This window comes from Enterobacter sp. 03-F-07-AD-ECC (genome assembly GCF_047530935.1).
Taxonomy (GTDB): Bacteria; Pseudomonadota; Gammaproteobacteria; order Enterobacterales; family Enterobacteriaceae; genus Enterobacter; species Enterobacter cloacae.
Genome location: NZ_JBLKBZ010000009.1, coordinates 70,476 through 95,285, shown reverse-complemented (window position 1 = coordinate 95,285; position 24,810 = coordinate 70,476). Strand labels below are relative to the sequence as shown.

Below are 24,810 nucleotides of genomic sequence, written 5' to 3'. Positions count from 1 at the left end.
GTCTTGATATTAACACCGGCGCTCAACGAGTCATCATTACGAATGAAACTGGAGCAACCATTTCTTCTACTGAAGCAAATGCGGTAAACATCGAATCAATGCAGGGGAATTTAATCAACGAAGGTAATATAAAAGGTGTTCAGACGGGTATTTTCATTAGCGAAAATTCATCAACGGTAAATATTACGAATACAGCAACGGGGAAAGTCGAAGGCAATACAGGGCTTAGTACTGAAGTTGCTACAGCAATTAACAATGAAGGGACATTCAATGGCCTGGAAGGTGATGGTATTGCGCTAAAAAATGGCAATTCCAAAATATCAAATAGCGGTACCATAACAGGCACGCAGAACGGTATTTATGTCTCAGGTAACGCTAAAGTTGATATTACGAATAGCGGTTCGCTCGGGGGTGGAAATGCGGCAGTATTTTTTGCCAGCGATAAAAATAACACCCTGGTGCTTAATACTGGCTCATCATTATCAGGTGACGTTATTTCGACAGTCTCGAAAGGTAACACCCTAACCCTGGTAGGCACCGGTACAGAAGACAGCAATTTTATCGGGCTGAACGAAGGCGATGGTTTCGCCTCTGTCAAAATGAACGGTGAAGACTGGACGCTGACGGGTAACGTCGACATCATTGGTGCCGGTGATTCACTGCAGGTGAATAGCGGCAACCTGACCCTGGCGGGTACCGTTTCCAATGCTGGCAATACGCTGGTGGCGAATGAAGCCATGCTCCAGTTGGGCAATGGCGAAGGTATGGCAAGTCTCAGCGGCGGCCTAACCAACAATGGTACGGTTATCTTTAACCAGGGAGGCAATTTTACGTTTTCTACCGACATGACCGGCAGCGGAAACGTAGAGAAAGTTGATGCGAATACGCTGACGCTGACCGGCAACAACAGCTATACCGGCGATACGACCCTGCGAAACGGCACAACGCTGGTAGCGGCAGGCGCAAAGTTAGGTGTTGAAAACAGCAATGCCACTCTCACCGTGCAGAACGGGGCAAAGTTTGCCACCGCAGGAACCGTCTACAACAACATCACTATTCTCAGCGGCGGTACGCTGGCAGCGTGGAATGCAATTGAGGGTAATGCAACCCTCAGAGACGCCGGCATTGATACCATTAACGGCAACGTGACCAATAGCGGCACGCTTTTGCTCAGTGCAGCCGACCACAGCGTGGGTAATGACTTTACCATTAATGGTGACTATACCGGCGCAGAAGGTAGCCAGATTGTGTTAAACAGCGAGCTGGGCACTGACACGGCACCTACCGATCATCTCACAATAACCGGCAGCAGTTTTGGCCAGTCCGGCGTGACCGTCAGCAACATGGGTGGACTTGGCGCACAGACCGTGAACGGCATGGAGATTGTCAGCGTCGCCGGCAGCTCTGAAGCACAGCTAACCCTGGCCAAACCGGTTGTGGCAGGCGCATACGAATACTCTCTTTACCAGCATAGTGACGGGAACTGGTACCTGGAATCGAAGGCCACGCCACCTGTCGATCCAACAGATGATACTGATGACGGAGATAATACCGACAACGGTGGCAATACCGACGATGGCGGTAGTACTGATAATGGCGGTAACAGTGACAATGGCAGCAATACCGACGATGGCGGCAACAGCGGCGGCAATGATAACGGCGACGGTGGTAATAATACCGATAACGGCGGCGGCAATACCCCAGCACCAGAAGTGATGGCACCTGAAGTGGGCGCGTATTTAGGCAACTATCTGGCTGCTCAGAGTATGTTCCTGCACAAACGTGACGATCGCGATCAGCTCACTTTCCGTAACGAAGACGATCTGAATACCTGGATGTATGTTAAAGGTCGTTACCATGAAAATGATGCAGGCGGCGATAAAGTCAGCTACGACACCACGACCACCGTTCTGCAAGTCGGCAGCGATTTCCTCAGCAAGCCAATGGACAGCGGTATCCTGCGTGCCGGTGGCATGTTCGGTGCAGGCCAGGCGAAGACCCACTCAGATGCGAAACACAACGTGCGTGATGCACAGGGTAAAGTCGATGGCTTCAACGTTGGGCTCTACGCCACCTGGCAGGAAGATCAGAAATTACGCCTGGGCAGTTACATTGATACCTGGGCCGCCTACAGCTGGTACAACAACAAAGTGACCAGCAACCGCAACGATGAAGATTACAACAGCGAAGGTTTTGCCGCGTCTGTTGAAGTCGGCCATGCGTGGGTTATCCCATCTGAAAACGAGCGTACCTGGAAGATCGAGCCTCAGGCGCAGGTGATCTACAGCTATCTTGATCAGGAAAATCATACGGACCGCGATGGCGTCCGGGTGACGACTCTGGATAACGACAGCGTCTTCGGTCGTCTGGGTGTGAAATCCAGCTATTTCCAGCAAAAGGACGTCACGGCCTGGCAGCCATACGTTGCGGTGAACTGGCTGAAGGGTGCAGGTCAAAACGATCTGGCCTTCAACGACGAAACCGTAAGTAATGATACGCCGGAGGATCGTGGTCAGGTAGAGCTGGGTATTACCGGCAATCTTAACGAGACCACGACAATTTCACTTCGCGCCAGCGGCGAATGGGGTGAAAACAACTATGCCGCTTACGGCGGTCATATTTTGTTAAACCACCGCTGGTAATCCATCCGCATCAAGCAAAAAAGCAGTGGCGGATGCCACTGCTTTTTTTAATTATCCAGTTCACCCATGGATTTGACCTGGTCACGGTTAATCTGCTCGGTTTGACCAGTTTCCGCGTTTTTATACGACACCAGACCGGTATCGTCATCCACCTGCGGTTTGCCGTCCGTAATGATGGTGCGGCCATCAGTGGTTTTTACCGCCTGATTAGACGAACACCCCGCTACGGTGAACATTGCAGTGGCAGCCAGAACGGAAGCGATCAGTAGTTTATTTTGCATGGTGTTTTCCCCTGCTCTCAGTTGAATTTCATTATCGACCTAACCATTTTAGGCTAACTGACTGAATGCGGATGGAAAACCAGAAGGTTCTGAAGAGGGGAAGAATGCCCGGTAGCCGAACGGTACCGGGCAATTTGTCTTACTTGTTAATCTGGGCGTGCATTTCCTGGACCGAAATCACCTTCTCGGTGGCATCCGCGTTCAGCGCCATGGCTGTTGCGAAACCGCCGTTCAGGGTGGTGTCGTAATGCACTTTGTACTGCAGCGCGCTGCGGCGAATCAGCTTGGAGTCTTCAATCGCCTGGCGGCCCGCAGTGGTGTTGATGATGTAGGTGTATTCGCCATTCTTGATGCGATCCTGAATGTGCGGACGACCTTCATGCACCTTGTTCACCAGACGCGGGTTGATTCCCGCTTCACCCAGCACAATCGCCGTACCGTGGGTTGCATCCAGCTCGAAGCCCTGTTTCAGCAGTTTGGCCGCCAGGTCAACCACGCGCTCTTTATCGCCTTCGCGAACAGAGAGCAGCGCACGGCCAGATTTCTTCATGGTGGAGTTGCTGCCCAGTTGCGCTTTAGCAAACGCTTCTGCGAAGGTGCGGCCCACGCCCATCACTTCCCCGGTAGAGCGCATTTCTGGCCCTAACAGCGGGTCAACGCCCGGGAATTTGTTGAACGGCAGCACCACCTCTTTTACAGAGTAGTACGGCGGGATAATCTCTTTTGTGACGCCCTGCTGAGCCAGCGTCTGGCCGGCCATCACGCGCGCCGCCACTTTTGCCAGCGGAATACCGGTCGCTTTAGAGACGAACGGTACGGTACGTGCCGCACGCGGGTTCACTTCAATCAGGTAGACTTCGTTGTCTTTCACGGCGAACTGGACGTTCATCAGGCCGCGAACCTGCAGTTCGAAGGCCAGTTTCTGCACCTGCTGACGCATCACGTCCTGAATTTCCTGGCTCAGGGTGTACGCTGGCAGAGAACAGGCGGAGTCGCCTGAGTGCACGCCCGCCTGCTCGATGTGCTCCATGATGCCGCCAATCAGCACCATTTCACCGTCGCAGATAGCATCCACATCCACTTCAACCGCATCGTCGAGGAAGCGATCCAGCAGCACCGGCGCATCGTTGGACACGCTAACTGCCGTCTGGAAGTAACGACGCAGGTCAGCTTCGTCGTAGACGATTTCCATCGCGCGGCCGCCCAGCACGTAAGAAGGACGCACCACCAGCGGGTAGCCAATCTCTTTCGCCTTCTCAACCGCTTGTTCAATCGCAGTCACGGTGGCGTTTGCCGGCTGTTTCAGCTTCAGACGGTCAACCGCCTGCTGGAAACGCTCGCGGTCTTCTGCACGGTCAATGGCATCCGGGCTGGTACCGATAACCGGCACACCTGCGGCTTCGAGCGCGCGCGCCAGTTTCAGCGGCGTCTGGCCGCCGTACTGCACGATCACGCCTTTTGGCTTCTCGATGCGCACGATTTCCAGCACGTCTTCCAGAGTTACCGGTTCGAAGTAGAGACGGTCAGAGGTGTCATAGTCGGTAGAGACCGTTTCCGGGTTACAGTTGACCATGATGGTCTCGTAACCGTCTTCGCGCAGCGCCAGAGAGGCGTGTACGCAGCAGTAGTCAAACTCGATGCCCTGGCCGATACGGTTTGGGCCACCGCCCAGTACCATGATTTTGTCGCGGTCAACGGACGGATTCGCTTCACACTCGTCTTCATACGTGGAGTACATGTAAGCCGTATCGGTCGCGAACTCTGCCGCACAGGTATCAACACGCTTGTAGACCGGGTGCAGGTCATACTGGTCGCGCAGCTTGCGGATTTCCGCTTCACGCACGCCGGCCAGTTTTGCCAGACGCGCGTCGGCAAAGCCTTTGCGTTTCAGCATGCGCAGGAAGTCAGCGTCCAGGCCATTGATGCCCAGCTCCGCCACTTTCTCTTCCAGACGCACCAGCTCTTCAATTTGCACCAGGAACCAGCGGTCGATGTTGGTCAGGTTGAACACGCCGTCCACGGACAAGCCTGCGCGGAAGGCGTCGGCGATATACCAGATACGCTCTGCGCCCGCGTCTTTCAGCTCGCGGCGGATTTTGGTCAGTGCTTCCGGGTCGTCCAGGCTCACTTTCGGATCGAAGCCGGTCGCGCCCACTTCGAGGCCGCGCAGCGCTTTCTGCAGGGATTCCTGCTGCGTGCGGCCAATCGCCATCACTTCACCCACAGATTTCATCTGGGTGGTCAGACGGTCGTTCGCGCCAGCGAATTTCTCGAAGTTGAAGCGTGGAATTTTGGTCACAACGTAGTCGATAGACGGTTCGAAGGACGCAGGCGTGCGGCCCCCGGTGATGTCGTTCATCAGCTCGTCAAGGGTGTAACCGACCGCCAGTTTCGCCGCCACCTTCGCAATCGGGAAGCCGGTCGCTTTAGAAGCCAGCGCGGAGGAGCGGGACACGCGCGGGTTCATTTCGATAACAATCAGACGGCCGGTTTTCGGGTTCACCGAGAACTGCACGTTAGAACCACCGGTTTCGACGCCGATTTCACGCAGTACCGCCATCGAGGCGTTACGCATGATTTGGTACTCTTTGTCGGTCAGCGTTTGCGCTGGCGCAACGGTAATGGAGTCGCCGGTGTGGATACCCATCGCATCGAAGTTTTCGATGGAGCAGACGATGATGCAGTTGTCGTTTTTATCACGCACCACTTCCATCTCGTACTCTTTCCAGCCAATCAGCGATTCATCAATCAGCAGCTCTTTGGTTGGGGAGAGATCCAGGCCGCGCTCGCAAATCTCTTCAAACTCTTCGCGGTTGTAGGCGATACCGCCGCCGGTGCCGCCCATGGTGAAGGAAGGACGGATGATGCACGGATAACCCACTTCAGCCGCTACGGCCAGTGCCTCTTCCATGTTGTGAGCGATACCGGAACGTGCGGTGTCGAGGCCGATTTTTTTCATCGCCACGTCGAAGCGACGACGGTCTTCTGCTTTATCAATCGCGTCGGCGGTCGCACCAATCATGGTCACGCCGAACTCTTCCAGCACGCCCTGACGCTCCAGCTCCAGCGCGCAGTTCAGTGCAGTCTGGCCACCCATGGTCGGCAGAACTGCATCCGGACGCTCTTTCTCGATGATTTTACGTACCACTTCCCAGTGAATCGGCTCGATGTAGGTTGCATCCGCCATTTCCGGGTCGGTCATGATGGTCGCCGGGTTAGAGTTTACCAGGATAACGCGGTAACCCTCTTCGCGCAGGGCTTTACATGCCTGTGCACCGGAGTAGTCAAATTCACAGGCCTGACCGATAACAATCGGGCCAGCGCCAAGGATCAGGATGCTTTTTATGTCTGTACGTTTTGGCATGGTCTTCTCGGCTCCTGATTATTTAGCGGTCTTACGGTATTGCTCGATAAGTTCGATGAAGTGATCGAACAGCGGTGCGGCATCGTGCGGCCCCGGGCTGGCTTCCGGGTGTCCCTGGAAGCTGAACGCTGGCTTATCGGTACGATGGATCCCCTGCAGGGTGCCATCGAACAGGGATTTGTGCGTCACGCGCAGATTAGCTGGCATTGACGCTTCGTCTACTGCGAAGCCGTGGTTCTGTGCCGTAATCATCACCGTGTTGTTGTCGATGTCTTTCACCGGGTGGTTACCACCGTGGTGACCGAACTTCATCTTAATGGTGTTCGCCCCGCTCGCCAGCGCCAGCAGCTGATGGCCGAGGCAGATGCCGAATACCGGAATATCGGTTTCGAGGAAGGACTTGATGGCATCGATAGCGTAATCGCACGGTGCCGGGTCGCCAGGTCCGTTAGAGAGGAAGATGCCATCCGGGTTCAACTTCAGTACGTCTTCGGCAGAGGTTTTCGCCGGCACCACCGTCAGACGGCAGCCGCGATCAACCAGCATGCGCAGGATATTGCGCTTGGCGCCGAAATCGTAGGCAACCACGTGGAACGGCAGCTCGCTCTCTTTTTTCGCTTCCGGCAGGTCATCTGACAGCGTCCAGCTACCTTGCGTCCAGCTGTATGCTTCAGTGGTCGTCACTTCTTTCGCCAGGTCCATGCCATTCAGGCCCGGGAAGGCTTTCGCTTTTTCCAGCGCCAGCGCCGCATCGAGATTGTCCCCTGCGATGATGCAGCCGTTCTGTGCACCCTTCTCGCGCAGCAGACGCGTTAACTTACGGGTGTCGATATCGGCAATCGCCACAATGTTATGGCGCTTCAGGTAGGAAGAGAGGTCTTCGGTATTGCGGAAGTTGCTGGCAATCAGCGGCAGGTCGCGAATGACCAGGCCTTGCGCATGTACCTGAGAAGATTCTTCGTCAGCAGCATTGGTGCCGACATTGCCGATATGAGGATAAGTAAGAGTAACGATTTGGCGAGAATAGGAAGGATCAGTGAGGATTTCTTGATAACCGGTCATTGAAGTATTGAAAACGACTTCCCCAACCGCCGAACCCGTTGCCCCTATGGCCCGACCGATAAACTGGGTTCCGTCTTCCAGAACCAATAGCGCTGACTTAATCAAAACACCCTCCAGAGAATATTCACTCACTTTATTTGCATATTAATTCACAACCATGTCATAAATCAATGCAAATGTGTTGCCAGCGGATTTTTGGCAAACGGCGGCATTCTGGAGATTTGCCAGGTAAAAGTCAACTCAAAACGGATATTTTAATTATCCTTTTGCAAGCCTGGCGGCCTGAAAAGATGTTAAGCGGCAAAAAGATCAGGTAAATCACGACAGAAAACGCTTGCGTGGCAAGTTTATTGGAATTTCTGGTACGCAGATAATAAAAAGTGGACCAAACGGTCAAAATTTACATACCAGCAACACAAAATGGCGGGATAACACCTACTTTTAGTCAAAAAAGACAAAAATAAACATGGAATGGACAAAATAAAAGGGCAATAAATTATTGCCCTATGCAATCAAAAAGTTACGACTGCAATAACCACATCACGATGGGTAATATCTCTTACAAATTGTTGAGATCTAGCACATCACGCATATCAAAAAGACCATTTTCTTTGCCTTTCAGCCACAAAGCGGAGCGAACGGCACCATTCGCAAATGTCATGCGGCTGGATGCTTTATGCGTGATCTCTACACGTTCTCCAATATCGGCGAACATCGCAGTATGTTCCCCGACGATGTCACCCGCTCGCACGGTTGCGAAACCAATCGTTCCCGGGACGCGTTCGCCCGTATGGCCTTCGCGCGTATATACCGCGCAGTCTTTTAAATCTTTATCCAGTGCATGCGCAATCGCTTCGCCCATTGCCAGCGCCGTGCCGGAGGGAGCATCGACTTTGTAACGGTGGTGAGCTTCGACAATCTCAATGTCGGTATAATCGCCCATCACTTTTGCGGCCTTCTCCAACAGCTTAAGCATAACGTTGACGCCCACGCTAAAGTTAGCAGCGAAGACAATAGCAATCTCATGTGACGCATCCTGAATGGCTTGTTTACCGGCTTCATCAAACCCAGTGGTGCCAATCACCATGCCTTTGCCGTGCTGACGGCAAAATGCCAGATGGGTCAGTGTGCCTTCTGGCCGGGTGAAATCGATAAACACATCAAAATCATCTTTCACCGCATCAAGGCTGCTCTGAACGGTAACGCCCGTCTTGCCCGCGCCTGCCAGTTCACCGGCATCGGCCCCAAGAAGCGATGAACCTTCACGCTCCAGTGCTGCGCCCAGCACTACGCCATCCATCTGAAGTGTCGCCTGAATGAGCTGGCGACCCATACGTCCACCCGCGCCCGCAATAGCGACACGGATCTGTGCATCATGCATAGTTATTCTCTTACGTTAAAATGATGTAAACCGTTTTCAGATTAACCAGCCTTTGTCAGGCCTGCCAACTGAAAACACCGATAATTAGAATTTAACGTGAAACGGACTCAAATATCAGTAAAAGACATGATTTTGTCGTCACGATAAAGTAGCAGATAAAAAAAAGGCCAGCACAGGAGGTGCTGGCCTTTCCTCAGAAGAAGGATTATTCCACTTCGCGTGCATCAATACGCAGCTCTTTCGGGACTTCGAAGACGATGTTTTCTTCGCGGCCTTCCAGCGGAACGGCTTCACCACCACCCAGCTCCTGCAGACGGGTGATCACGTTCTGCACCAGGATATCCGGCGCGGAAGCCCCTGCGGTGACACCGACACAGGCCGCGTTTTTCACCCACGCTTCCTGAATGTCCGTCGCGTCGTCAATCAGAAACGCCGCCTTGCCCATGCGCTGCGCCAGTTCGGCCAGACGGTTGGAGTTAGAGGAGTTTTTCGAGCCGACCACCAGCACCACGTCCGCCTGTTCAGCCAGCGCACGCACCGCTTCCTGGCGGTTAGTGGTTGCGTAGCAGATATCATCTTTACGCGGCCCGACGATTTTCGGGAAACGCTGGCGCAATGCGTCAATCACATCCGACGTATCATCAACTGAAAGCGTGGTCTGCGTCATGAACGACAGACGGGCTTCGTTTTTCACGTTCAGCGTCAGGACATCTTCCGGCGACTCCACCAGATACATCCCCCCTTCCGGGTTGCTGTACTGGCCCATAGTGCCTTCGACTTCCGGATGACCCGCATGACCAATCAGGATCGACTCTTCACCGCGACGGCTGGCGCGCGCCACTTCCATATGCACTTTGGTTACCAACGGACAGGTGGCGTCGAACACCGTCAAATCACGGCTTTTCGCTTCGTTACGTACCGCCTGGGAGACACCGTGTGCGGAGAAAATCAGGATCGCGCCGTCTGGCACTTCACTGATCTGCTCAATGAAGATTGCACCGCGTTCACGCAGGCTGTCGACCACGTAACGGTTATGTACAACTTCGTGACGCACGTAAATCGGCGCGCCGTAAATCTCCAGCGCGTTTTCAACAATGCTGATAGCGCGGTCTACACCGGCGCAGAAGCCGCGCGGGTTAGCCAACAGGATCTGCATTTCAGGCCTCCAGTACCGGATCGATCTCCAGCACTTCAATATCAAAATGGACGGTGCGCCCGGCAAGAGGATGGTTGAAATCTACGGTGATGGAGTCGCCGTTGATTTCGCGGATCACGCCAGGCATTTCGCTGCCATCCATAGCGGTAAAGAGCATAATCGCCCCGATTTCCGGTTCGCCCGCATCCATAAACTCACGACGAGAGAAGTACTGGATAAGATCCGGGCTTGGCACGCCAAACGCCGCATCCGGCTCCAGCGAAAACGCCTTCTTCTCCCCCTCTTTCAGACCCAGAAGCTGCTGCTCCAGACCTTCAGATAACGACGTATCGCCAAGACGAAACAGGGCTGGTTTGCCGTTATTGCGGGTGGATTCGGCCGTAGAGCCGTCATCCAGTTTCAGCGTGAAGTGAACGAGAACCGCGCTATTGCTTTGTACGGATTTAGACATGCAAATTGCTCGCTTGTTTTGGGTCACCTGTTGCCCGGTGGCGCTGCGCTTACCGGGCCTACGGGAGGCCACAAATTCTGTAGGCCGGGTAAGCGCAGCGCCACCCGGCATTTACAACTAAGCCTGCTCTTTCGCGGCGGGTTTCGGCAAGAAACCTTCCAGCACGATTAACGCCGCACCGATACAAATTGCGCTATCGGCGAGGTTAAAGGTCGCAAAGTGCCAGTCGCCGACGTAGAAGTCGATCATATCGACCACAAAGCCATGCCACAGGCGATCGAACAGGTTACCTAACGCGCCGCCAATGATCAGTGCATAGGCGATGTTGTTCAGCTTTTGCGTCGCTTTCGAACGGTACATCAACACCGCCAGCACCACACAGATACCGATAGCAATACCCGCAAAGAACCAGCGCTGCCAGCCACCGCTGTCAGCAAGGAAGCTAAACGCCGCACCGTAGTTACGCGCATAGTGCAGGTTAAGCGACGGGAACAGCGGAACCGTATCCCCCAGAGCAAAGTTCTGGAGGATCAGGAACTTGCTGCCCAGATCAATAATCAGCACCACCACAACCAGCCACAGCCAGCGCAGTCCTGTTGAACAGAGAGTTTTACTCATCAGGCAAACTTACGTTTTTCGCCGTCACCGGCGACGTTGCTTACACAGCGTCCGCAGATGTCTGCGTGTTCCGCCACCTGGCCGACATCGGTAGTGTAGTGCCAGCAGCGCGGGCACTTCTCACCTTCGGCTGGAGTTACAACAGCTTGAACCGCGGTTCCTCCCGCAATATATGGAAGGTTATCATCGCTGGTAACTCCACCGGGTTCTTTGGCAATTTCAAATTGGGAAGTAATAAAGATGAATCTTACCTCATCCCCTAACTTACGTAATTTGCGAATCGTCCCAAATGAATCGTCGTCATACTTAAGCAATACCTTAGCTTCCAAGTTTGACTTGATGCCGTTTACTTTCTGAGCCTCTAGTTCTTTGTTAACTTGATCCTTAATACGGCGCACATCGCCCCAGAATATATCATTAAATTCTTCTCCTTCCTCCAAACCGAACAGACCTTCATACCACTCGCCGGTGAAGACATACTTCTCACGCTCACCTGGCAGGTAGCCCCAGATTTCATCCGCGGTGAAGGACATAATTGGCGCCATCCAGCGCACCAGTGCTTCTGCGATGTGATACAGCGCAGTCTGGCAGCTACGACGCGCCACGCTGTCCGCTTTCGCGGTGTACTGGCGATCTTTGATGATGTCGAGGTAGAACGAGCCCATCTCGATGGAGCAGAATCGCATCAGGCGCTGCACCACTTCATGGAAATCGTAAGACTCATATGCCTTAACGATATCTTCTTGCGCCGCTTTCGCACAGCCTACCGCCCAGCGATCCAGCAACACCATCTCTTCCGGTTTCACCATGTCTTTTGCCGGATCGAAACCATTCAGGTTCGCCAGCAGGAAGCGCGCGGTGTTACGGATACGACGATAGCTGTCGGCAGCACGTTTCAGGATCTCATCTGATACCGCCATTTCGCCGGTATAGTCGGTAGATGCCACCCACAGACGCAGAATGTCTGCGCCCAATTTGTTCATCACGTCCTGCGGAGAAACGGTATTACCGATAGATTTGGACATCTTACGGCCCTGACCATCGACGGTGAAACCGTGGGTCAGAACCTGACGGTAAGGTGCTTTACCTTTCATGGCGGTGGAGATCATCAGGGATGACATGAACCAGCCACGGTGTTGGTCAGAACCTTCCAGATACATATCAGCCGCGTGACCGGCAAACTCAGGGCGCACGTCAACCACGGAGGCTTGAGTAGACCCGGAGTCGAACCACACGTCCAGGGTATCTGGCACTTTCTCGTAGTTGTCCGCGTCTGCGCCCAGGATATCGCGGGCATCGAGATCCCACCACGCCTGAATGCCATCAACTTCAACACGCTTCGCCACTTCTTCCATCAGTTCCAGCGTGTTCGGGTGCAGTTCGTGCGTCTCTTTATGCACGAACAGCGACATCGGCACGCCCCAGGTGCGCTGACGGGAGATACACCAGTCAGGACGGTTAGCCACCATGGATTCAATACGCGCCTGGCCCCAGTCCGGGATCCACTGCACGCCTTTGATCTCTTTCAGAGACTGCTCGCGCAGGCCTTTCTGATCCATGCTGACGAACCACTGTGGGGTCGCACGGAAGATGATCGGCGTCTTGTGACGCCAGCAGCACGGGTAGCTGTGCTGCATTTTCTCAACGTGCAACAGCGCGCCGCGCTCACGCAGCATCTCCACGATGATGTCGTTCGCTTTGAAGACGTTGATACCGTCCAGCGATGGATACGTACCAGGCAGGTATGATCCGTCCGGCCCTACCGGGTTCGCGATTTCCAGACCATATTTCAGGCTGATGTTGTAGTCGTCAGGACCGTGCCCACCGGCGGTATGTACTGCACCGGTACCGGCTTCCAGCGTCACGTGGTCGCCCAGGATTGCCGGAACGTCGAAGTCCAGGAACGGGTGTTTGAAGCGCATCAGTTCCAGCGCGTCGCCCTTCACGGTGCCCAGTACGGTGTAGTCGGTGATGTTCGCGCGTTTCAGCACGCTTTCCACCAGATCTTTCGCCAGGATCAGTGCCTGACCGTCAATCTGAACCAGTGCATATTCGAACTCACCGGAGAGGGAGATCGCACGGTTAGCTGGCAGCGTCCATGGGGTGGTGGTCCAGATAACCAGCGAGATCGGGCCGCTTACGCCCGGCAGGCCGAATTTACCTTTGATCGCATCCTGATCGACCGCTTCGAAGGCCACGTCGATTGAAGGCGAGGTTTTGTCGTAATACTCAACTTCTGCTTCTGCCAGCGCAGAACGGCAGTCCACGCACCAGTGCACCGGCTTCGCGCCTTTGTGCAGGTGGCCATTGCCGATGATTTTACCCAGCGCACGGATGATGTTGGCTTCGGTTTTGAAGTCCATGGTCAGGTACGGATGCGACCAGTCGCCCAGCACGCCCAGACGAATAAAGTCTGCACGCTGGCCGTCAACCTGAGTGGCCGCGTATTCACGGCATTTCGCACGGAATTCCGCCGCGGTGAATTTCTCACCCGGCTTACCAAATTCCTGCTCAACTTTCAGTTCAATCGGCAGACCGTGGCAGTCCCAACCCGGAACGTAAGGCGAGTCATATCCCGCGAGTCCTTTGGACTTCACGATAATGTCTTTCAGAATCTTGTTAACAGAGTGACCAATATGAATGCTGCCATTCGCATATGGAGGGCCATCATGCAGAATGAAGGTTTTTTTGCCTTTCTTGGCTGCACGAATGATGCCGTACAGGTCATCATCGGTCCAACGCGCCAGCATTCCCGGTTCGCGCTTGGCGAGATCGCCGCGCATCGGGAACCCTGTTTCCGGCAAATTCAGGGTTGATTTATAGTCACTCATCAGATTCTCGGTTCCGTATTTATCACGTAGGCATTTAAGCCGGGTTCAAAGCCCAAAAAACTCGCGGGCCGTTAATTCATCTCGCGCGATTTGCGCTTTTAGTTCATCCAGCGAGGCAAATCGCTGCTCATTGCGTATTTTTTTACGCAGTATGACATCTATATGGCGACCGTAGAGGTCCATTACAACGTCCAGCAGATGCACTTCCAGCTGCTGTCGCACACCGGCGACCGTAGGACGTGTGCCAATATTGGCGACACCGTAAAAAGGTTTCTCGTCCAGTCCAGCCACTTCCACCGCATATACCCCTTTAACCGGGGAGACCTGACGACGCAGCGGTATATTCGCCGTCGGGAAACCTATCGTACGGCCCAGCGCATCGCCATGAACCACACGACCAGAAATGGTAAACGGATGCCCCAGCAAATTCTCTGCGGTCTCCAGTTCATCATTGGCCAGAGCCTGACGAACCGCCGTACTGCTGACGCGCACGCCACCTTCGCAAAAGGTCATCGCGCTGGTGACGTCAAAACCATATTCCAGGCCAGCCTTCTGTAATAGCAAGAAATCGCCCTGACGACCAGCGCCAAAGCGGAAATCATCACCCACGGCGAGAAACTGCACGCCAAGGCGCTTGACCAACAGGTCGCTGACGAAATTTTGTGCTGTCAGCGCGGCAAAACGACGATCAAAACGGACACACAATACGTAGTCCACACCGGACTGTGCCAGATAGCGCAACTTCTCGCGCAGGCGAGTAAGTCGGGCAGGCGATTTATCGCCCGCGAACAGTTCCAGCGGCTGCGGCTCGAAAATCATCACTACCACGGGCAGGCCACGTGCCTCCCCTTCTTTACGCAATCCCTGCAACAGCGCCTGATGCCCACGATGCACGCCGTCGAAATTACCAATGGTCAGCACGCACCCGTGGGGGGCTTTGCTGAGATTATGTATGCCGCGTATCAGCTTCATGTCTGGCTCAAAACAGTGAAAATCGCCAAAGTATACCTTGTACAGCGATTAAGGTTAACCGACGATTGTCTGCACAAAACAGAAAGCCGTAATGATTTCATCATGCTGACCTTTCACAGCAAAAAAATCTGTCCGGGAACTGCGATTTTTATGCCGAAAAGCTGTATTCACGAAAGACAAGCTGGTAGAATCCTGCGCCATCACTACGTAACGTAGCGTCGCTAATTAACGGCGCTTATTTGCACAAATCCATTGACAAAAGAAGGCAAAGAGGGCATATTCCTCGGCCTTTGAATTGTCCACATAGATCATATTTGGGAGTTGGACTTGGCTAATATCAAATCAGCTAAGAAACGTGCCGTTCAGTCTGAAAAGGCTCGTAAGCACAACGCAAGCCGTCGCTCTATGATGCGTACTTTCATCAAGAAAGTATACGCAGCAATCGAAGCTGGCGACAAAGCTGCAGCGCAGAACGCATTTAACGAAATGCAACCAATCGTGGATCGTCAGGCTGCTAAAGGTCTGATCCACAAAAACAAAGCAGCGCGTCATAAAGCAAACCTGACCGCGCAGATCAACAAACTGGCTTAATCGCCGCTTGTTGTTGCTTGTTTAAAGAACCCGCTTAACGCGGGTTTTTTTATACCTTCAGTTTGCTGGCGGGGTAAACAGCGCCGAGTAGTCGCGGTTACAGATACGCTGCACCGCCGGGTGTTGAATCATCCTTTCGGCGAAGATGGCGTGGTACTCCTCCATGACGTTATCGACTCTGCCAATCTCGGTAATCTTGTTATCTGAATAGAGATCGTGCATGTACAGCGTCGGCGCAACAAAGATTGCGTTGTGCGCCTCACCAAAAGCTTTCATCAGTGCTGCATCATCGAACTCACCCAGGATCTCCACGTTCAGCCCCTGAGAGTTAAACCAGTTCTGCAGCTTACGCCCCAGCATGGAGCGCCTTCCCGGCACCAGCAAGCGGCGTTCTTCCAGACAGGCAGGGAACGGTTTTTCCGGAGGCGGGTTGATACACCAGAAGCTTACCCCGCATTCACCAATCTTGACTGAGAACAGCCCCTCCTGCTGCGTGGAGTCGATGGGGCAATCCGAGATAATCATATCCAGCTTATGCTGGCTCAACTGCTCCAGCAGCATCTCGTGTGTGGATTCAAAACAGCGCAAATGGATCTGCTCGTCTTCAACCACCGCCGCATCCAGCACGCCGCTTACCAGCCGTTTCGAGAGGGCATCCGCCACGCCCACGTCAAACAGCAAATTAGACTCTTTGCGGTAGTTGACGATATCCAGCATCTCCTGGCTCAGGGTAAACATCTTGTCCGCATAGCGAAAAACCAGTTCACCCAACTCGCTTGGCTCTATCCCACGTCCTTTACGCTTGAATAGCTTGCCTTGCAGGCGTTCTTCCAGGGCTTTGATTTGCCCGGTGATAGTTTGTGGCGTCAGAAAAAGAGCTTCTGCCGCCCCGACCACCGAGCCTTGTTTGTAAACATGCCAGAAGTAATAAAGATGGTTGTAATTCAAATGAGACATCGCGTCTTCTCTCCCTGAGTGTATCGGGAGAAGAATGACCTCCTCCCGGTTTTCCGTTATGCCTGGACGGCCTGCCCGGACAACTTCACCTTCAATAAGGTATAACCAATAACTGCGGCCAGTAATGAACCGATAAGAATGGCGAGTTTTGCCCAGATAATCAGCTCAGGCGCGTTTGCACCAAACGCCAGCGTCGAGATAAAGATCGACATGGTAAATCCGATACCGCACAGCACGCCGACCGCCATAATCTGACCAAATGTTGTGCCGTTCGGCAACGATGCCAGCTTAAACTTCAGCGCCAGCCAGCAGAACAGGCTGATCCCCAGCGGTTTACCAATAAACAGCCCGGCAATAATACCCAGCGGCAGCACGGAAGTGAGCCCCTCCAGCGTAACCCCTCCCAGGGAAACGCCCGCGTTGGCAAACGCAAACAGCGGCAGGATCATAAAGGCGACCCACGGGTGCAGCACATGCTCCAGTTGTTTGGCCGGTGATTTACCCTCCTGCGGCTTAAGCGGCACAAAGAAGCCGACGATCACCCCGGCCAGCGTGGCATGGACACCCGATTTCAGCACCGCCGTCCACAACACCATCCCCACAAGGATGTAAATTCCAATGCGACGGACATTGAAAATGTTCAACAGCGCCAGAACGGCAATCGCCCCTGCTGCCACGCTCAGCGACAGAATCGACAGATCGCTGGTGTAGAACAGCGCGATAATGACGATAGCCCCCAGGTCATCAATGATCGCCAGCGCCATCAGGAAGATTTTCAGTGCAACCGGAACCCGGCTCCCGAGCAACGCTAAAACGCCAAGCGCAAACGCGATATCCGTTGCCGCCGGGATCGCCCACCCGTCACGCGCGACAGGATCCTGCCAGGCAAACGCGAGGAAGAGCAGCGCCGGAACAACCATCCCGCCAATGGCGGCGATCACCGGAAACGCTGCACGCTGGCGGCTGGCTAACGAGCCCATCACCAGCTCACGTTTCACCTCAAGCCCCACCAGCAGGAAGAACACCGCCATCAGCGCATCGTTGATCCACAGCAGCATGTTCTTGTTAATTTCCAGCGCGCCGACCTTAAGCTCGACGGGCGTTTCCAGAAATGCGTGATAGAGATCGCGCGTCATGCCCATGTTGGCGAGCAGCATCGCGGCCGCAGCAGCAATAATCAGGATCACGCCGCCGGATGCTTCACTGCTAAAAAAACGGTGTAGTAATTTCACGTTAATTCTCTCTTTTACAACAATACCTCGATAAAACCATAATATCAGCGCAAACAAATCGGTAAAAACAGATTAATATTGAATATATACTCAGTTTAACCGAGCTTTTGAACAAGAAAAAAAAAACCCGGAATCGCTTCCGGGTTTTTAAAGGATAGTTACCAGCTAACGATTTAGCGGGTCAAATCATCGAAGAATTTTTTGACGCCATCGAAGAAGCTTTTGGAGCGTGGGCTGTTTTTCTCACCCGTCGGGCCGCCAAAGCTTTCCTGCAGCTCTTTTAACAGCTGTTTCTGCTTGTCGTTCAGGCCAACCGGGGTTTCAACCACCACGCGGCACAGCAGGTCGCCCTGCGCACCACCGCGAACGGATTTCACGCCTTTACCGCGCATGCGGAACAGCTTACCGGTCTGCGTTTCGCCTGGGATTTTCAGGTTCACGCGCCCATCCAGTGTAGGCACTTCTATTTCGCCACCGAGCGCTGCCATAGCAAAGTTGATCGGGACTTCACAGTAGAGGTTGTTGCCTTCACGCTCAAAGATAGCGTGCTGTTTCACCTGCACCTGAACGTACAGATCGCCTGCTGGTGCGCCGTGCTCACCTGCTTCGCCTTCACCTGCCAGACGGATGCGGTCACCCGTATCTACGCCAGCCGGGATTTTAACGGACAGGGTTTTGGTTTTCTCAACGCGACCGTGGCCGTGGCATTTGGTGCATGGATCTTTAATCAGCGTCCCACGACCATGACAGTGCGGACACGCCTGCTGGACGGCGAAGAAGCCCTGACGCATCTGCACCTGACCGGAACCGTGACAGGTTGGACAGGTTTGTGGCTGCGTACCCGCTTTCGCACCGCTGCCATGGCAAACGTCACACTCTTCCAGCGTCGGGATACGGATCTCTTTGGTGACACCGCGAACGGCCTCTTCCAGCGTCAGCTCCATGTTGTAGCGCAGATCCGCACCACGCGCTGCGCGTTGACGACCGCGGCCACCACCGAAGATATCGCCGAAAACGTCGCCAAAGATATCGCTGAAATCAGCGCCGCCGCCAAAGCCGCCGCCACCGAATCCACCGCCACCCATGCCGCCCTGTTCAAAGGCTGCGTGACCGTACTGGTCATAGGCCGCACGTTTTTGTGCATCGGTCAGGACTTCGTAGGCTTCTTTGATCTCTTTAAATTTAGCTTCAGCCTCTTTGTCACCCTGGTTGCGATCCGGGTGGAATTTCATGGCCAGGCGCTTATACGCCTTTTTGATTTCACGCTCTTCCGCAGTTTTCGGAACGCCTAAAATCTCGTAATAGTCTTGCTTTGCCATTGGTTTTTTTAAGCCCCTTAACATGCGAGCACGGGCGTGGAGAGTTCTCCTACGCCCGTGCCGATTAATTACCCTGCATCAGGGCGATTATTTTTTGTCTTTAACTTCTTCGAACTCAGCGTCGACAACGTCGTCGTCTTTCGCGTTGTTCGCTGAAGCGTCAGCGCCTGCCTGCTGCTGGGCATGCTGCTGCTGAGCGATTTCCATCAGCTTCTGAGAAGCCTGTGCCAGCTCCTGCATCTTCGCTTCGATATCCGCTTTGTCTTCGCCTTTCAGAGACGTTTCCAGCGCGCTCAGTGCAGCTTCGATAGCAGTTTTGTCTTCCGCTGGCAGTTTATCGCCTGCTTCTTCAACCTGCTTACGGGTGCTGTGCAGCAGATGGTCACCCTGGTTACGGGTCTGAACCAGTTCTTCGAACTTACGGTCAGATTCCGCGTTGGCTTCCGCTTCACGAACCATTTTCTGGATCTCTTCCTCGTTCAGACCGGAAGAGGCCTTAATGGTGATCTTCTGCTCTTTCCCGCTGTTTTTGTCTTTCGCGGAAACGTGCAGAATACCGTCAGCATCGATATCGAAGGTCACTTCGATCTGCGGCATGCCGCGTGGTGCCGGGTTAATACCATCCAGGTTGAACTGACCCAGAGATTTGTTATCAGACGCACGCTTACGCTCACCCTGCAGCACATGGATGGTTACCGCAGACTGGTTATCTTCAGCGGTAGAGAACACCTGGCTGTGCTTGGTTGGGATGGTGGTGTTTTTGCTGATCAGCGCCGTCATTACGCCACCCATGGTCTCGATACCCAGAGACAGTGGGGTAACGTCCAGCAGCAGAACGTCTTTAACATCACCGGTCAGCACGCCGCCCTGAACCGCAGCACCAATTGCCACTGCTTCATCCGGGTTAACGTCTTTACGTGGTTCTTTACCAAAGAATTCAGCCACTTTCTTCTGAACCATTGGCATACGGGTCTGGCCACCAACGAGGATAACGTCGTTGATATCAGACACGGACAGGCCAGCATCCTGCAGTGCAACTTTCAGTGGCTCGATAGAACGGTTCACCAGGTCTTCTACCAGGCTTTCCAGTTTCGCACGGGTCACTTTGATGTTCATGTGCTTAGGACCGGTCGCGTCTGCAGTAATGTACGGCAGGTTCACGTCGGTCTGCTGAGCGGAAGAGAGTTCGATCTTCGCTTTCTCAGCGGCTTCTTTCAGGCGCTGCATAGCCAGCGGGTCGTTACGCAGGTCAATGCCCTGATCTTTCTTAAATTCGTCAACGAGATAGTTGATCAGTCGGGTATCGAAGTCTTCACCACCCAGGTGCGTATCACCGTTGGTTGCCAGAACTTCGAAGGTTTTTTCGCCGTCTACTTCGTCGATTTCGATAATAGAGATATCGAAGGTACCACCACCCAGGTCGTAAACCGCGATAGTACGGTTGCCAACTTCTTTATCCAGACCGTAAGCCAGAGCAGCAGCGGTTGGTTCGTTGATGATACGTTTTACTTCCAGACCTGCGATACGGCCAGCATCTTTAGTTGCCTGACGCTGAGCATCGTTAAAGTACGCAGGAACGGTGATAACTGCTTCAGTTACCGGCTCACCCAGGTAATCTTCTGCGGTTTTCTTCATTTTTTTCAGCACTTCAGCAGAGATCTGAGGTGGTGCTGTTTTGGTGCCTTTCACATCAAGCCATGCATCGCCGTTATCTGCTGCGATGATTTTGTAAGGCATGATAGAAACGTCACGCTGAACTTCTTCGTCCTGGAAGCGGCGGCCAATCAGGCGTTTAATCGCAAACAGGGTGTTTTGCGGGTTCGTCACTGCCTGACGTTTAGCCGGCTGACCAACCAGAGTTTCACCATCCTGGGTATAGGCAATGATAGAAGGCGTGGTGCGATCGCCCTCGGCGTTCTCCAGCACACGTGCAGTAGTGCCATCCATAATCGCTACACAAGAGTTGGTAGTACCCAGGTCGATACCAATAATTTTACCCATCTAAACGTCTCCACTAAAAATTCAGTCAACATGTGGTTGTGTACCTGTAATAAGGGCAGAACGTGCTTTTTCAACTGCCCAGATTTGATTTTTTTCAGGTCCACACACTGCGGTTGCTTACAAGATGGGGTCGCAACGTCATCCATCAAGGGGGGAAGGATAAAAAAAATTTTAATTTCACCCTGACGAGATCATAGACGGCATCGTTTGCGCCCATTATGATGCCGCGCCCCTTCAGGGAGTACTGTCGCGGGTTTAACCATTTCACCATATTAATGATGATTTTTTTGAGGACTTATGGGCAACACTAAGTTGGCTAATCCGGCTCCGCTGGGCCTGATGGGTTTTGGCATGACCACCATTCTGCTGAACCTGCACAACATCGGGATGTTCCCGATGGACGGCATTATCCTGGCGATGGGCATTTTTTACGGCGGTATCGCGCAAATCTTCGCGGGCCTGCTGGAATATAAGAAAGGCAATACCTTCGGCTTAACCGCCTTTACCTCTTACGGTTCCTTCTGGCTGACCCTGGTCGCCATTCTGCTGATGCCTAAAATGGGCCTGGCAGAGGCGGCAAACGCCCATTTCCTGGGCGTTTACCTGGGCCTGTGGGGTGTCTTCACCTTGTTCATGTTCTTTGGCACCCTCAAGGGTAACCGCGCACTGCAGTTTGTCTTCCTGAGCCTGACCGTGCTGTTCGCCCTGCTGGCGATTGGTCATCTGGTGGACAACGAAGGCATCGTTCACGTTGCAGGCTGGATTGGTCTGGTTTGCGGCGCAAGCGCTATCTACCTGGCAATGGGTGAAGTGCTGAACGAGCAGTTTGACCGCACCATTTTACCGATTGGTGAAAAACACTGATCCCTCTGTCGTGTCCGCCTCGCGGGCACGACATTCTCCCATCTGGCGAAGCCAAATCCCCAACACCAGCCCCATCAACGACAACGCCAGCACATACCAGGCAGGTGCCAGCGGTGACACGCCCATCAATACCGTAACCGCAATCGGCGTCAGTCCACCGAAGATGGCATATGAAACATTGTATGAGAATGAGATGCCGGTGAAGCGGACTTCTGGCGGGAAGGCCCGAACCATCACATAAGGCACCGCCCCCACCACGCCAACACACAACCCTACCACGCCGTATAAAAGGAACAGCTGTTCAGGATGACTACCGGCCAGATGGTAAAACGCCCAGCTTGAGCCCGCCAGTAACAGGCTGCCAACGATAAAGGTTACGCTGGCACCGAAACGATCCGCAGCCAGCCCGGCGGCCAGGCAGCCGAAGCAGAGCATAACCGTGGCGATACTGTTCGCCTGTAAGGTCACCGCCGGGGCAAAGCCGTACTGCTTTTGCAGCCAGACCGGCGACATCAAAATCACCACCACAATGCCTGCCGAGAGCAACCAGGTAAGCAGCATCGACACCACCACCGCTTTTTTATGACGCACCACGACGGCTTTAACAGGCAACTCTTGTGCCAGCGCTTTGCGCTGCTGCATTTCGAGGAAAATCGGTGTCTCCTGGAGCCAACGGCGCAGGTACATCGCCACCAGGCCAAACGCCCCGCCCAGCAGGAACGGCAGACGCCAGCCCCAGTCGTGTACGGCCTGTTGCGTCATGCTGGTATTCACAATTGTCGCGACCACGGAACCGAGCAAAATCCCCACCGTTAGCCCCGCGGTTAAGGTTCCGCAGGCGATACCAATGCGGCGCGCCGGAACATGCTCCGCGACAAATACCCACGCCCCCGGCACTTCACCGCCGATGGCCGCCCCCTGAAGAATACGCATCAGCAGCAACAATAACGGGGCGAGAATGCCCATCGAGGCGTAGGTTGGCAGCAGACCAATGGCCAACGTCGGCACGGCCATCAGCAGGATACTGAGGGTAAACATCTTCTTGCGCCCGACAAGATCGCCAAAGTGCGCCATCACAATCCCACCAAGAGGACGCGCCAGATACCCGGCAGCAAAAATACCGAAGGTTTGCACCTGACGCAGCCATTCCGGGATATCCGCCGGGAAGAACAACTCCCCCACCACAGCGGCAAAGAAAACAAAGATGATGAAATCGTAAAACTCCAGCGCGCCGCCCAGGGCCGCGAGCGTAAGAGTTTTGTAGTCCTGTCGATTCAGAGGTCGGGTGTTATGTGACATAGCGAACCATTTAGCGTGTGTTGTGGAATTATTATTACAGCTATCGTAAAGAAAAAATTACTATACCGTAAAACTTTTAGCACACCACAGCAGCTTCAGCTAATGTCACATAATGATTATTTTCAGGAGATTGTTTCGCGGCGTGCGCTTTTAGGACGAAATGCTGCTACTACTTTGTCATCGGTTTCGACATACGGCCCGTCCAGCAGCTGTATACAATACGGTACACTTGCAAAGATCCCATGGACGATCACGCTGCCGTCATCCGCTTTTAACCCTTCCAGCGTCTCTTTGATCGACTTAGGCTGGCCCGGCAGATTCAGGATCAGCGCCTGCTTGCGAATCACCCCCACCTGACGGGAGAGGATCGCCGTTGGAACAAAGTGCAGGCTAATCTGGCGCATCTGTTCACCGAAGCCCGGCATTTCACGGTCAGCTATAGCAAGCGTAGCATCTGGTGTCACATCACGACGTGCAGGACCGGTTCCGCCGGTGGTCAGCACCAGGTGGCAGCTCATCTCATCCACCAGCTCACACAACGTCTGCTCAATGATCGGCTGTTCGTCCGGGATCAGGCGGGTCTGGATTTCAAACGGGGTGGTCAGCGCGCTACCCAGCCACTCTTCAAGAGCAGGGATGCCTTTGTCCTGATAGACACCGCTTGAGGCGCGGTCAGAAATCGACACTAAGCCGATGCGTAAGGTATTCATATCCATTCCATTCAAAAAGTACTGATTAAAGGGAATGATACACGCAGAGGGGAATTTCAGACAGAGTACGAAAGAAGTCGCGTGACCGGGAGCCCGGTCACGCAGAATGATTACAGCAGATCGCCGATCATTTTTTCCAGTTTTTCCTGGTCAATAGCAAACTTACGGATACCGTCAGCCAGTTTGTCTACCGCCATTGGATCCTGGTTGTGCTGCCACAGGAACTCGGATTCAGTGATACGCTCTGGACGCGCTTTCACTTCACCGGTGTAAGACAGTTTACGCTCGATGGTACCTTCGCTTTCAGCCAGCTCTTTCAGCAGCGCTGGTGCGATGGTCAGGCGGTCACAGCCAGCCAGTTCGATGATTTCGCCGACGTTACGGAAGCTTGCGCCCATAACAACGGTCTCATAACCGTGCTGTTTGTAGTATTCGTAGATTTCAGTCACGGAAATCACGCCTGGGTCTTCAGACGCGGCGTACTCTTTTTTGTCGGTATTGGCTTTGTACCAGTCCAGAATACGACCCACGAACGGAGAAATCAGGTATACGCCCGCTTCCGCACATGCACGCGCCTGAGCGAAGGAGAACAGCAGCGTCAGGTTACAGTTGATACCGTCTTTTTCCAGCTGTTCAGCAGCGCGGATACCCTGCCAGGTAGAAGCCAGTTTGATCAGGATACGGTCATTGCTGATACCCGCATCGTTATACATTTTGATCAGACGTTTGGCTTTCGCGATAGACGCTTCGGTGTCGTAGGAGAGACGCGCATCCACTTCGGTAGAGATGCGGCCAGGAACCAGTTTAAGGATCTCCAGACCGATGTTCACTGCCAGTTTATCAGTGGCATCCACAACCTGCTGCGCGCGGTCGTTGCTCTGTGCTTTCGCCCAGGTCACGGCGTCGTCAATCAGTTTGCGATACTCAGGGATCTGCGCGGCGTTAAGGATCAGAGAAGGGTTAGTTGTGGCATCCTGCGGCTGGTACAGCTTCATTGCCGCGATATCTCCGGTGTCAGCGACGACAGTGGTGAACTGACGAAGGGAGGTCAATTTATCCGTCATGATAGTGTTTCTCTT

At 53.8% G+C, this 24,810-nt stretch carries 19 protein-coding genes and 1 pseudogene; 3 read left to right on the top strand and 17 right to left on the bottom strand.

What is annotated here, in order from left to right; all coding sequences use genetic code 11:
- The first annotated feature begins 98 nt into the window (after nt 1-98).
- A complete protein-coding gene (locus ACMWKA_RS15355) occupies nt 99-2,642 on the top strand; it encodes an autotransporter outer membrane beta-barrel domain-containing protein (RefSeq protein WP_414760392.1) in 2,544 nt (847 codons plus the stop codon).
- A 47-nt stretch (nt 2,643-2,689) separates the two neighbouring features.
- On the opposite strand, the gene ACMWKA_RS15350 is transcribed toward ACMWKA_RS15355, so the two are convergent.
- The 10 genes and pseudogenes from ACMWKA_RS15350 to ACMWKA_RS15305 form a co-directional block, all read right to left on the bottom strand.
- The gene (locus tag ACMWKA_RS15350) at nt 2,690-2,923 is read right to left on the bottom strand and encodes a YgdI/YgdR family lipoprotein (RefSeq protein WP_013095533.1); all 234 of its coding nucleotides are present in this window, start codon (nt 2,921-2,923) and stop codon (nt 2,690-2,692) included.
- Between the two features lie 139 nt (nt 2,924-3,062).
- On the bottom strand, nt 3,063-6,287 hold the full coding sequence (carB, locus tag ACMWKA_RS15345; protein ID WP_013095532.1) for a carbamoyl-phosphate synthase large subunit: 3,225 nt from the start codon (nt 6,285-6,287) through the stop codon (nt 3,063-3,065).
- An 18-nt stretch (nt 6,288-6,305) separates the two neighbouring features.
- Nucleotides 6,306-7,454, bottom strand: a complete 1,149-nt coding sequence (gene carA / locus ACMWKA_RS15340) for a glutamine-hydrolyzing carbamoyl-phosphate synthase small subunit (RefSeq protein ID WP_045292772.1) — start codon at nt 7,452-7,454, stop codon at nt 6,306-6,308.
- 454 nt (nt 7,455-7,908) lie between these two features.
- Nucleotides 7,909-8,730: a 4-hydroxy-tetrahydrodipicolinate reductase gene (gene dapB, locus ACMWKA_RS15335; RefSeq protein WP_349704915.1), complete on the bottom strand. Its 822-nt coding sequence runs from the start codon at nt 8,728-8,730 to the stop codon at nt 7,909-7,911.
- A 205-nt stretch (nt 8,731-8,935) separates the two neighbouring features.
- Nucleotides 8,936-9,886: a 4-hydroxy-3-methylbut-2-enyl diphosphate reductase gene (ispH, locus tag ACMWKA_RS15330; RefSeq protein WP_013095529.1), complete on the bottom strand. Its 951-nt coding sequence runs from the start codon at nt 9,884-9,886 to the stop codon at nt 8,936-8,938.
- Nucleotide 9,887: 1 nt separating this feature from the next.
- The gene (gene fkpB / locus ACMWKA_RS15325) at nt 9,888-10,337 is read right to left on the bottom strand and encodes an FKBP-type peptidyl-prolyl cis-trans isomerase (protein WP_013095528.1); all 450 of its coding nucleotides are present in this window, start codon (nt 10,335-10,337) and stop codon (nt 9,888-9,890) included.
- A 117-nt stretch (nt 10,338-10,454) separates the two neighbouring features.
- Nucleotides 10,455-10,955, bottom strand: a complete 501-nt coding sequence (gene lspA / locus ACMWKA_RS15320) for a signal peptidase II (RefSeq protein WP_013095527.1) — start codon at nt 10,953-10,955, stop codon at nt 10,455-10,457.
- Nucleotides 10,955-13,786, bottom strand: a complete 2,832-nt coding sequence (gene ileS / locus ACMWKA_RS15315; RefSeq protein WP_414760391.1) for an isoleucine--tRNA ligase — start codon at nt 13,784-13,786, stop codon at nt 10,955-10,957. Before ileS ends, lspA begins: the two co-directional genes overlap by 1 nt.
- A 45-nt stretch (nt 13,787-13,831) precedes the next feature.
- Nucleotides 13,832-14,758, bottom strand: coding sequence for a bifunctional riboflavin kinase/FAD synthetase (gene ribF, locus ACMWKA_RS15310; protein WP_038981167.1), 927 nt, complete (start codon nt 14,756-14,758; stop codon nt 13,832-13,834).
- 7 nt (nt 14,759-14,765) lie between these two features.
- A pseudogene (locus tag ACMWKA_RS15305) lies at nt 14,766-14,984 on the bottom strand (DUF2575 domain-containing protein).
- Nucleotides 14,985-15,085: 101 nt separating this feature from the next.
- On the opposite strand from ACMWKA_RS15305, the gene rpsT reads away from it, so the two are divergent.
- Nucleotides 15,086-15,349 carry a 30S ribosomal protein S20 gene (rpsT, locus tag ACMWKA_RS15300; RefSeq protein WP_003856458.1) on the top strand — a complete coding sequence of 88 codons (264 nt, stop codon included), beginning with the start codon at nt 15,086-15,088 and terminating at the stop codon, nt 15,347-15,349.
- Nucleotides 15,350-15,406: 57 nt separating this feature from the next.
- Here rpsT and nhaR read toward each other — a convergent pair whose 3' ends face one another.
- The 4 genes from nhaR to dnaK form a co-directional block, all read right to left on the bottom strand.
- Nucleotides 15,407-16,306, bottom strand: coding sequence for a transcriptional activator NhaR (nhaR, locus tag ACMWKA_RS15295; protein ID WP_020688469.1), 900 nt, complete (start codon nt 16,304-16,306; stop codon nt 15,407-15,409).
- Between the two features lie 56 nt (nt 16,307-16,362).
- Complete coding sequence (gene nhaA, locus ACMWKA_RS15290; protein WP_038981162.1) at nt 16,363-17,538, bottom strand: Na+/H+ antiporter NhaA; 1,176 nt, start codon at nt 17,536-17,538, stop codon at nt 16,363-16,365.
- 173 nt (nt 17,539-17,711) lie between these two features.
- Entirely contained in the window at nt 17,712-18,857 is a 1,146-nt protein-coding gene (gene dnaJ, locus ACMWKA_RS15285; protein WP_014830600.1) for a molecular chaperone DnaJ, read from the bottom strand.
- 87 nt (nt 18,858-18,944) lie between these two features.
- Complete coding sequence (gene dnaK / locus ACMWKA_RS15280; protein WP_013095521.1) at nt 18,945-20,858, bottom strand: molecular chaperone DnaK; 1,914 nt, start codon at nt 20,856-20,858, stop codon at nt 18,945-18,947.
- A gap of 297 nt (nt 20,859-21,155) precedes the next feature.
- Here dnaK and satP point away from each other — a divergent pair, with 297 nt between their 5' ends.
- Nucleotides 21,156-21,722, top strand: coding sequence for an acetate uptake transporter (satP, locus tag ACMWKA_RS15275; protein ID WP_013095518.1), 567 nt, complete (start codon nt 21,156-21,158; stop codon nt 21,720-21,722).
- On the opposite strand, the gene ACMWKA_RS15270 is transcribed toward satP, so the two are convergent.
- From ACMWKA_RS15270 to tal, 3 genes are all read right to left on the bottom strand, one after another.
- Complete coding sequence (locus ACMWKA_RS15270) at nt 21,699-23,021, bottom strand: MFS transporter (protein ID WP_020688467.1); 1,323 nt, start codon at nt 23,019-23,021, stop codon at nt 21,699-21,701. The two genes, satP and ACMWKA_RS15270, sit on opposite strands and share 24 nt — an antisense overlap.
- Before the next feature lie 122 nt (nt 23,022-23,143).
- The gene (mog, locus tag ACMWKA_RS15265; protein WP_013095516.1) at nt 23,144-23,731 is read right to left on the bottom strand and encodes a molybdopterin adenylyltransferase; all 588 of its coding nucleotides are present in this window, start codon (nt 23,729-23,731) and stop codon (nt 23,144-23,146) included.
- Between the two features lie 110 nt (nt 23,732-23,841).
- Entirely contained in the window at nt 23,842-24,795 is a 954-nt protein-coding gene (tal, locus tag ACMWKA_RS15260; RefSeq protein ID WP_013095515.1) for a transaldolase, read from the bottom strand.
- Nucleotides 24,796-24,810 lie beyond the last annotated feature (15 nt).

Coding starts and splice junctions, on each gene's coding strand:
- ACMWKA_RS15355 (WP_414760392.1), top strand. CDS start 99: ATGCAGGGGAATTTAATCAACGAAGGTAATATAAAAGGTGTTCAGACG.
- ACMWKA_RS15350 (WP_013095533.1), bottom strand. CDS start 2,923: ATGCAAAATAAACTACTGATCGCTTCCGTTCTGGCTGCCACTGCAATG.
- carB (WP_013095532.1), bottom strand. CDS start 6,287: ATGCCAAAACGTACAGACATAAAAAGCATCCTGATCCTTGGCGCTGGC.
- dapB (WP_349704915.1), bottom strand. CDS start 8,730: ATGCATGATGCACAGATCCGTGTCGCTATTGCGGGCGCGGGTGGACGT.
- ispH (WP_013095529.1), bottom strand. CDS start 9,886: ATGCAGATCCTGTTGGCTAACCCGCGCGGCTTCTGCGCCGGTGTAGAC.
- fkpB (WP_013095528.1), bottom strand. CDS start 10,337: ATGTCTAAATCCGTACAAAGCAATAGCGCGGTTCTCGTTCACTTCACG.
- lspA (WP_013095527.1), bottom strand. CDS start 10,955: ATGAGTAAAACTCTCTGTTCAACAGGACTGCGCTGGCTGTGGCTGGTT.
- ileS (WP_414760391.1), bottom strand. CDS start 13,786: ATGAGTGACTATAAATCAACCCTGAATTTGCCGGAAACAGGGTTCCCG.
- ribF (WP_038981167.1), bottom strand. CDS start 14,758: ATGAAGCTGATACGCGGCATACATAATCTCAGCAAAGCCCCCCACGGG.
- nhaR (WP_020688469.1), bottom strand. CDS start 16,306: ATGTCTCATTTGAATTACAACCATCTTTATTACTTCTGGCATGTTTAC.
- dnaJ (WP_014830600.1), bottom strand. CDS start 18,857: ATGGCAAAGCAAGACTATTACGAGATTTTAGGCGTTCCGAAAACTGCG.
- dnaK (WP_013095521.1), bottom strand. CDS start 20,858: ATGGGTAAAATTATTGGTATCGACCTGGGTACTACCAACTCTTGTGTA.
- satP (WP_013095518.1), top strand. CDS start 21,156: ATGGGCAACACTAAGTTGGCTAATCCGGCTCCGCTGGGCCTGATGGGT.
- ACMWKA_RS15270 (WP_020688467.1), bottom strand. CDS start 23,021: ATGTCACATAACACCCGACCTCTGAATCGACAGGACTACAAAACTCTT.
- mog (WP_013095516.1), bottom strand. CDS start 23,731: ATGAATACCTTACGCATCGGCTTAGTGTCGATTTCTGACCGCGCCTCA.
- tal (WP_013095515.1), bottom strand. CDS start 24,795: ATGACGGATAAATTGACCTCCCTTCGTCAGTTCACCACTGTCGTCGCT.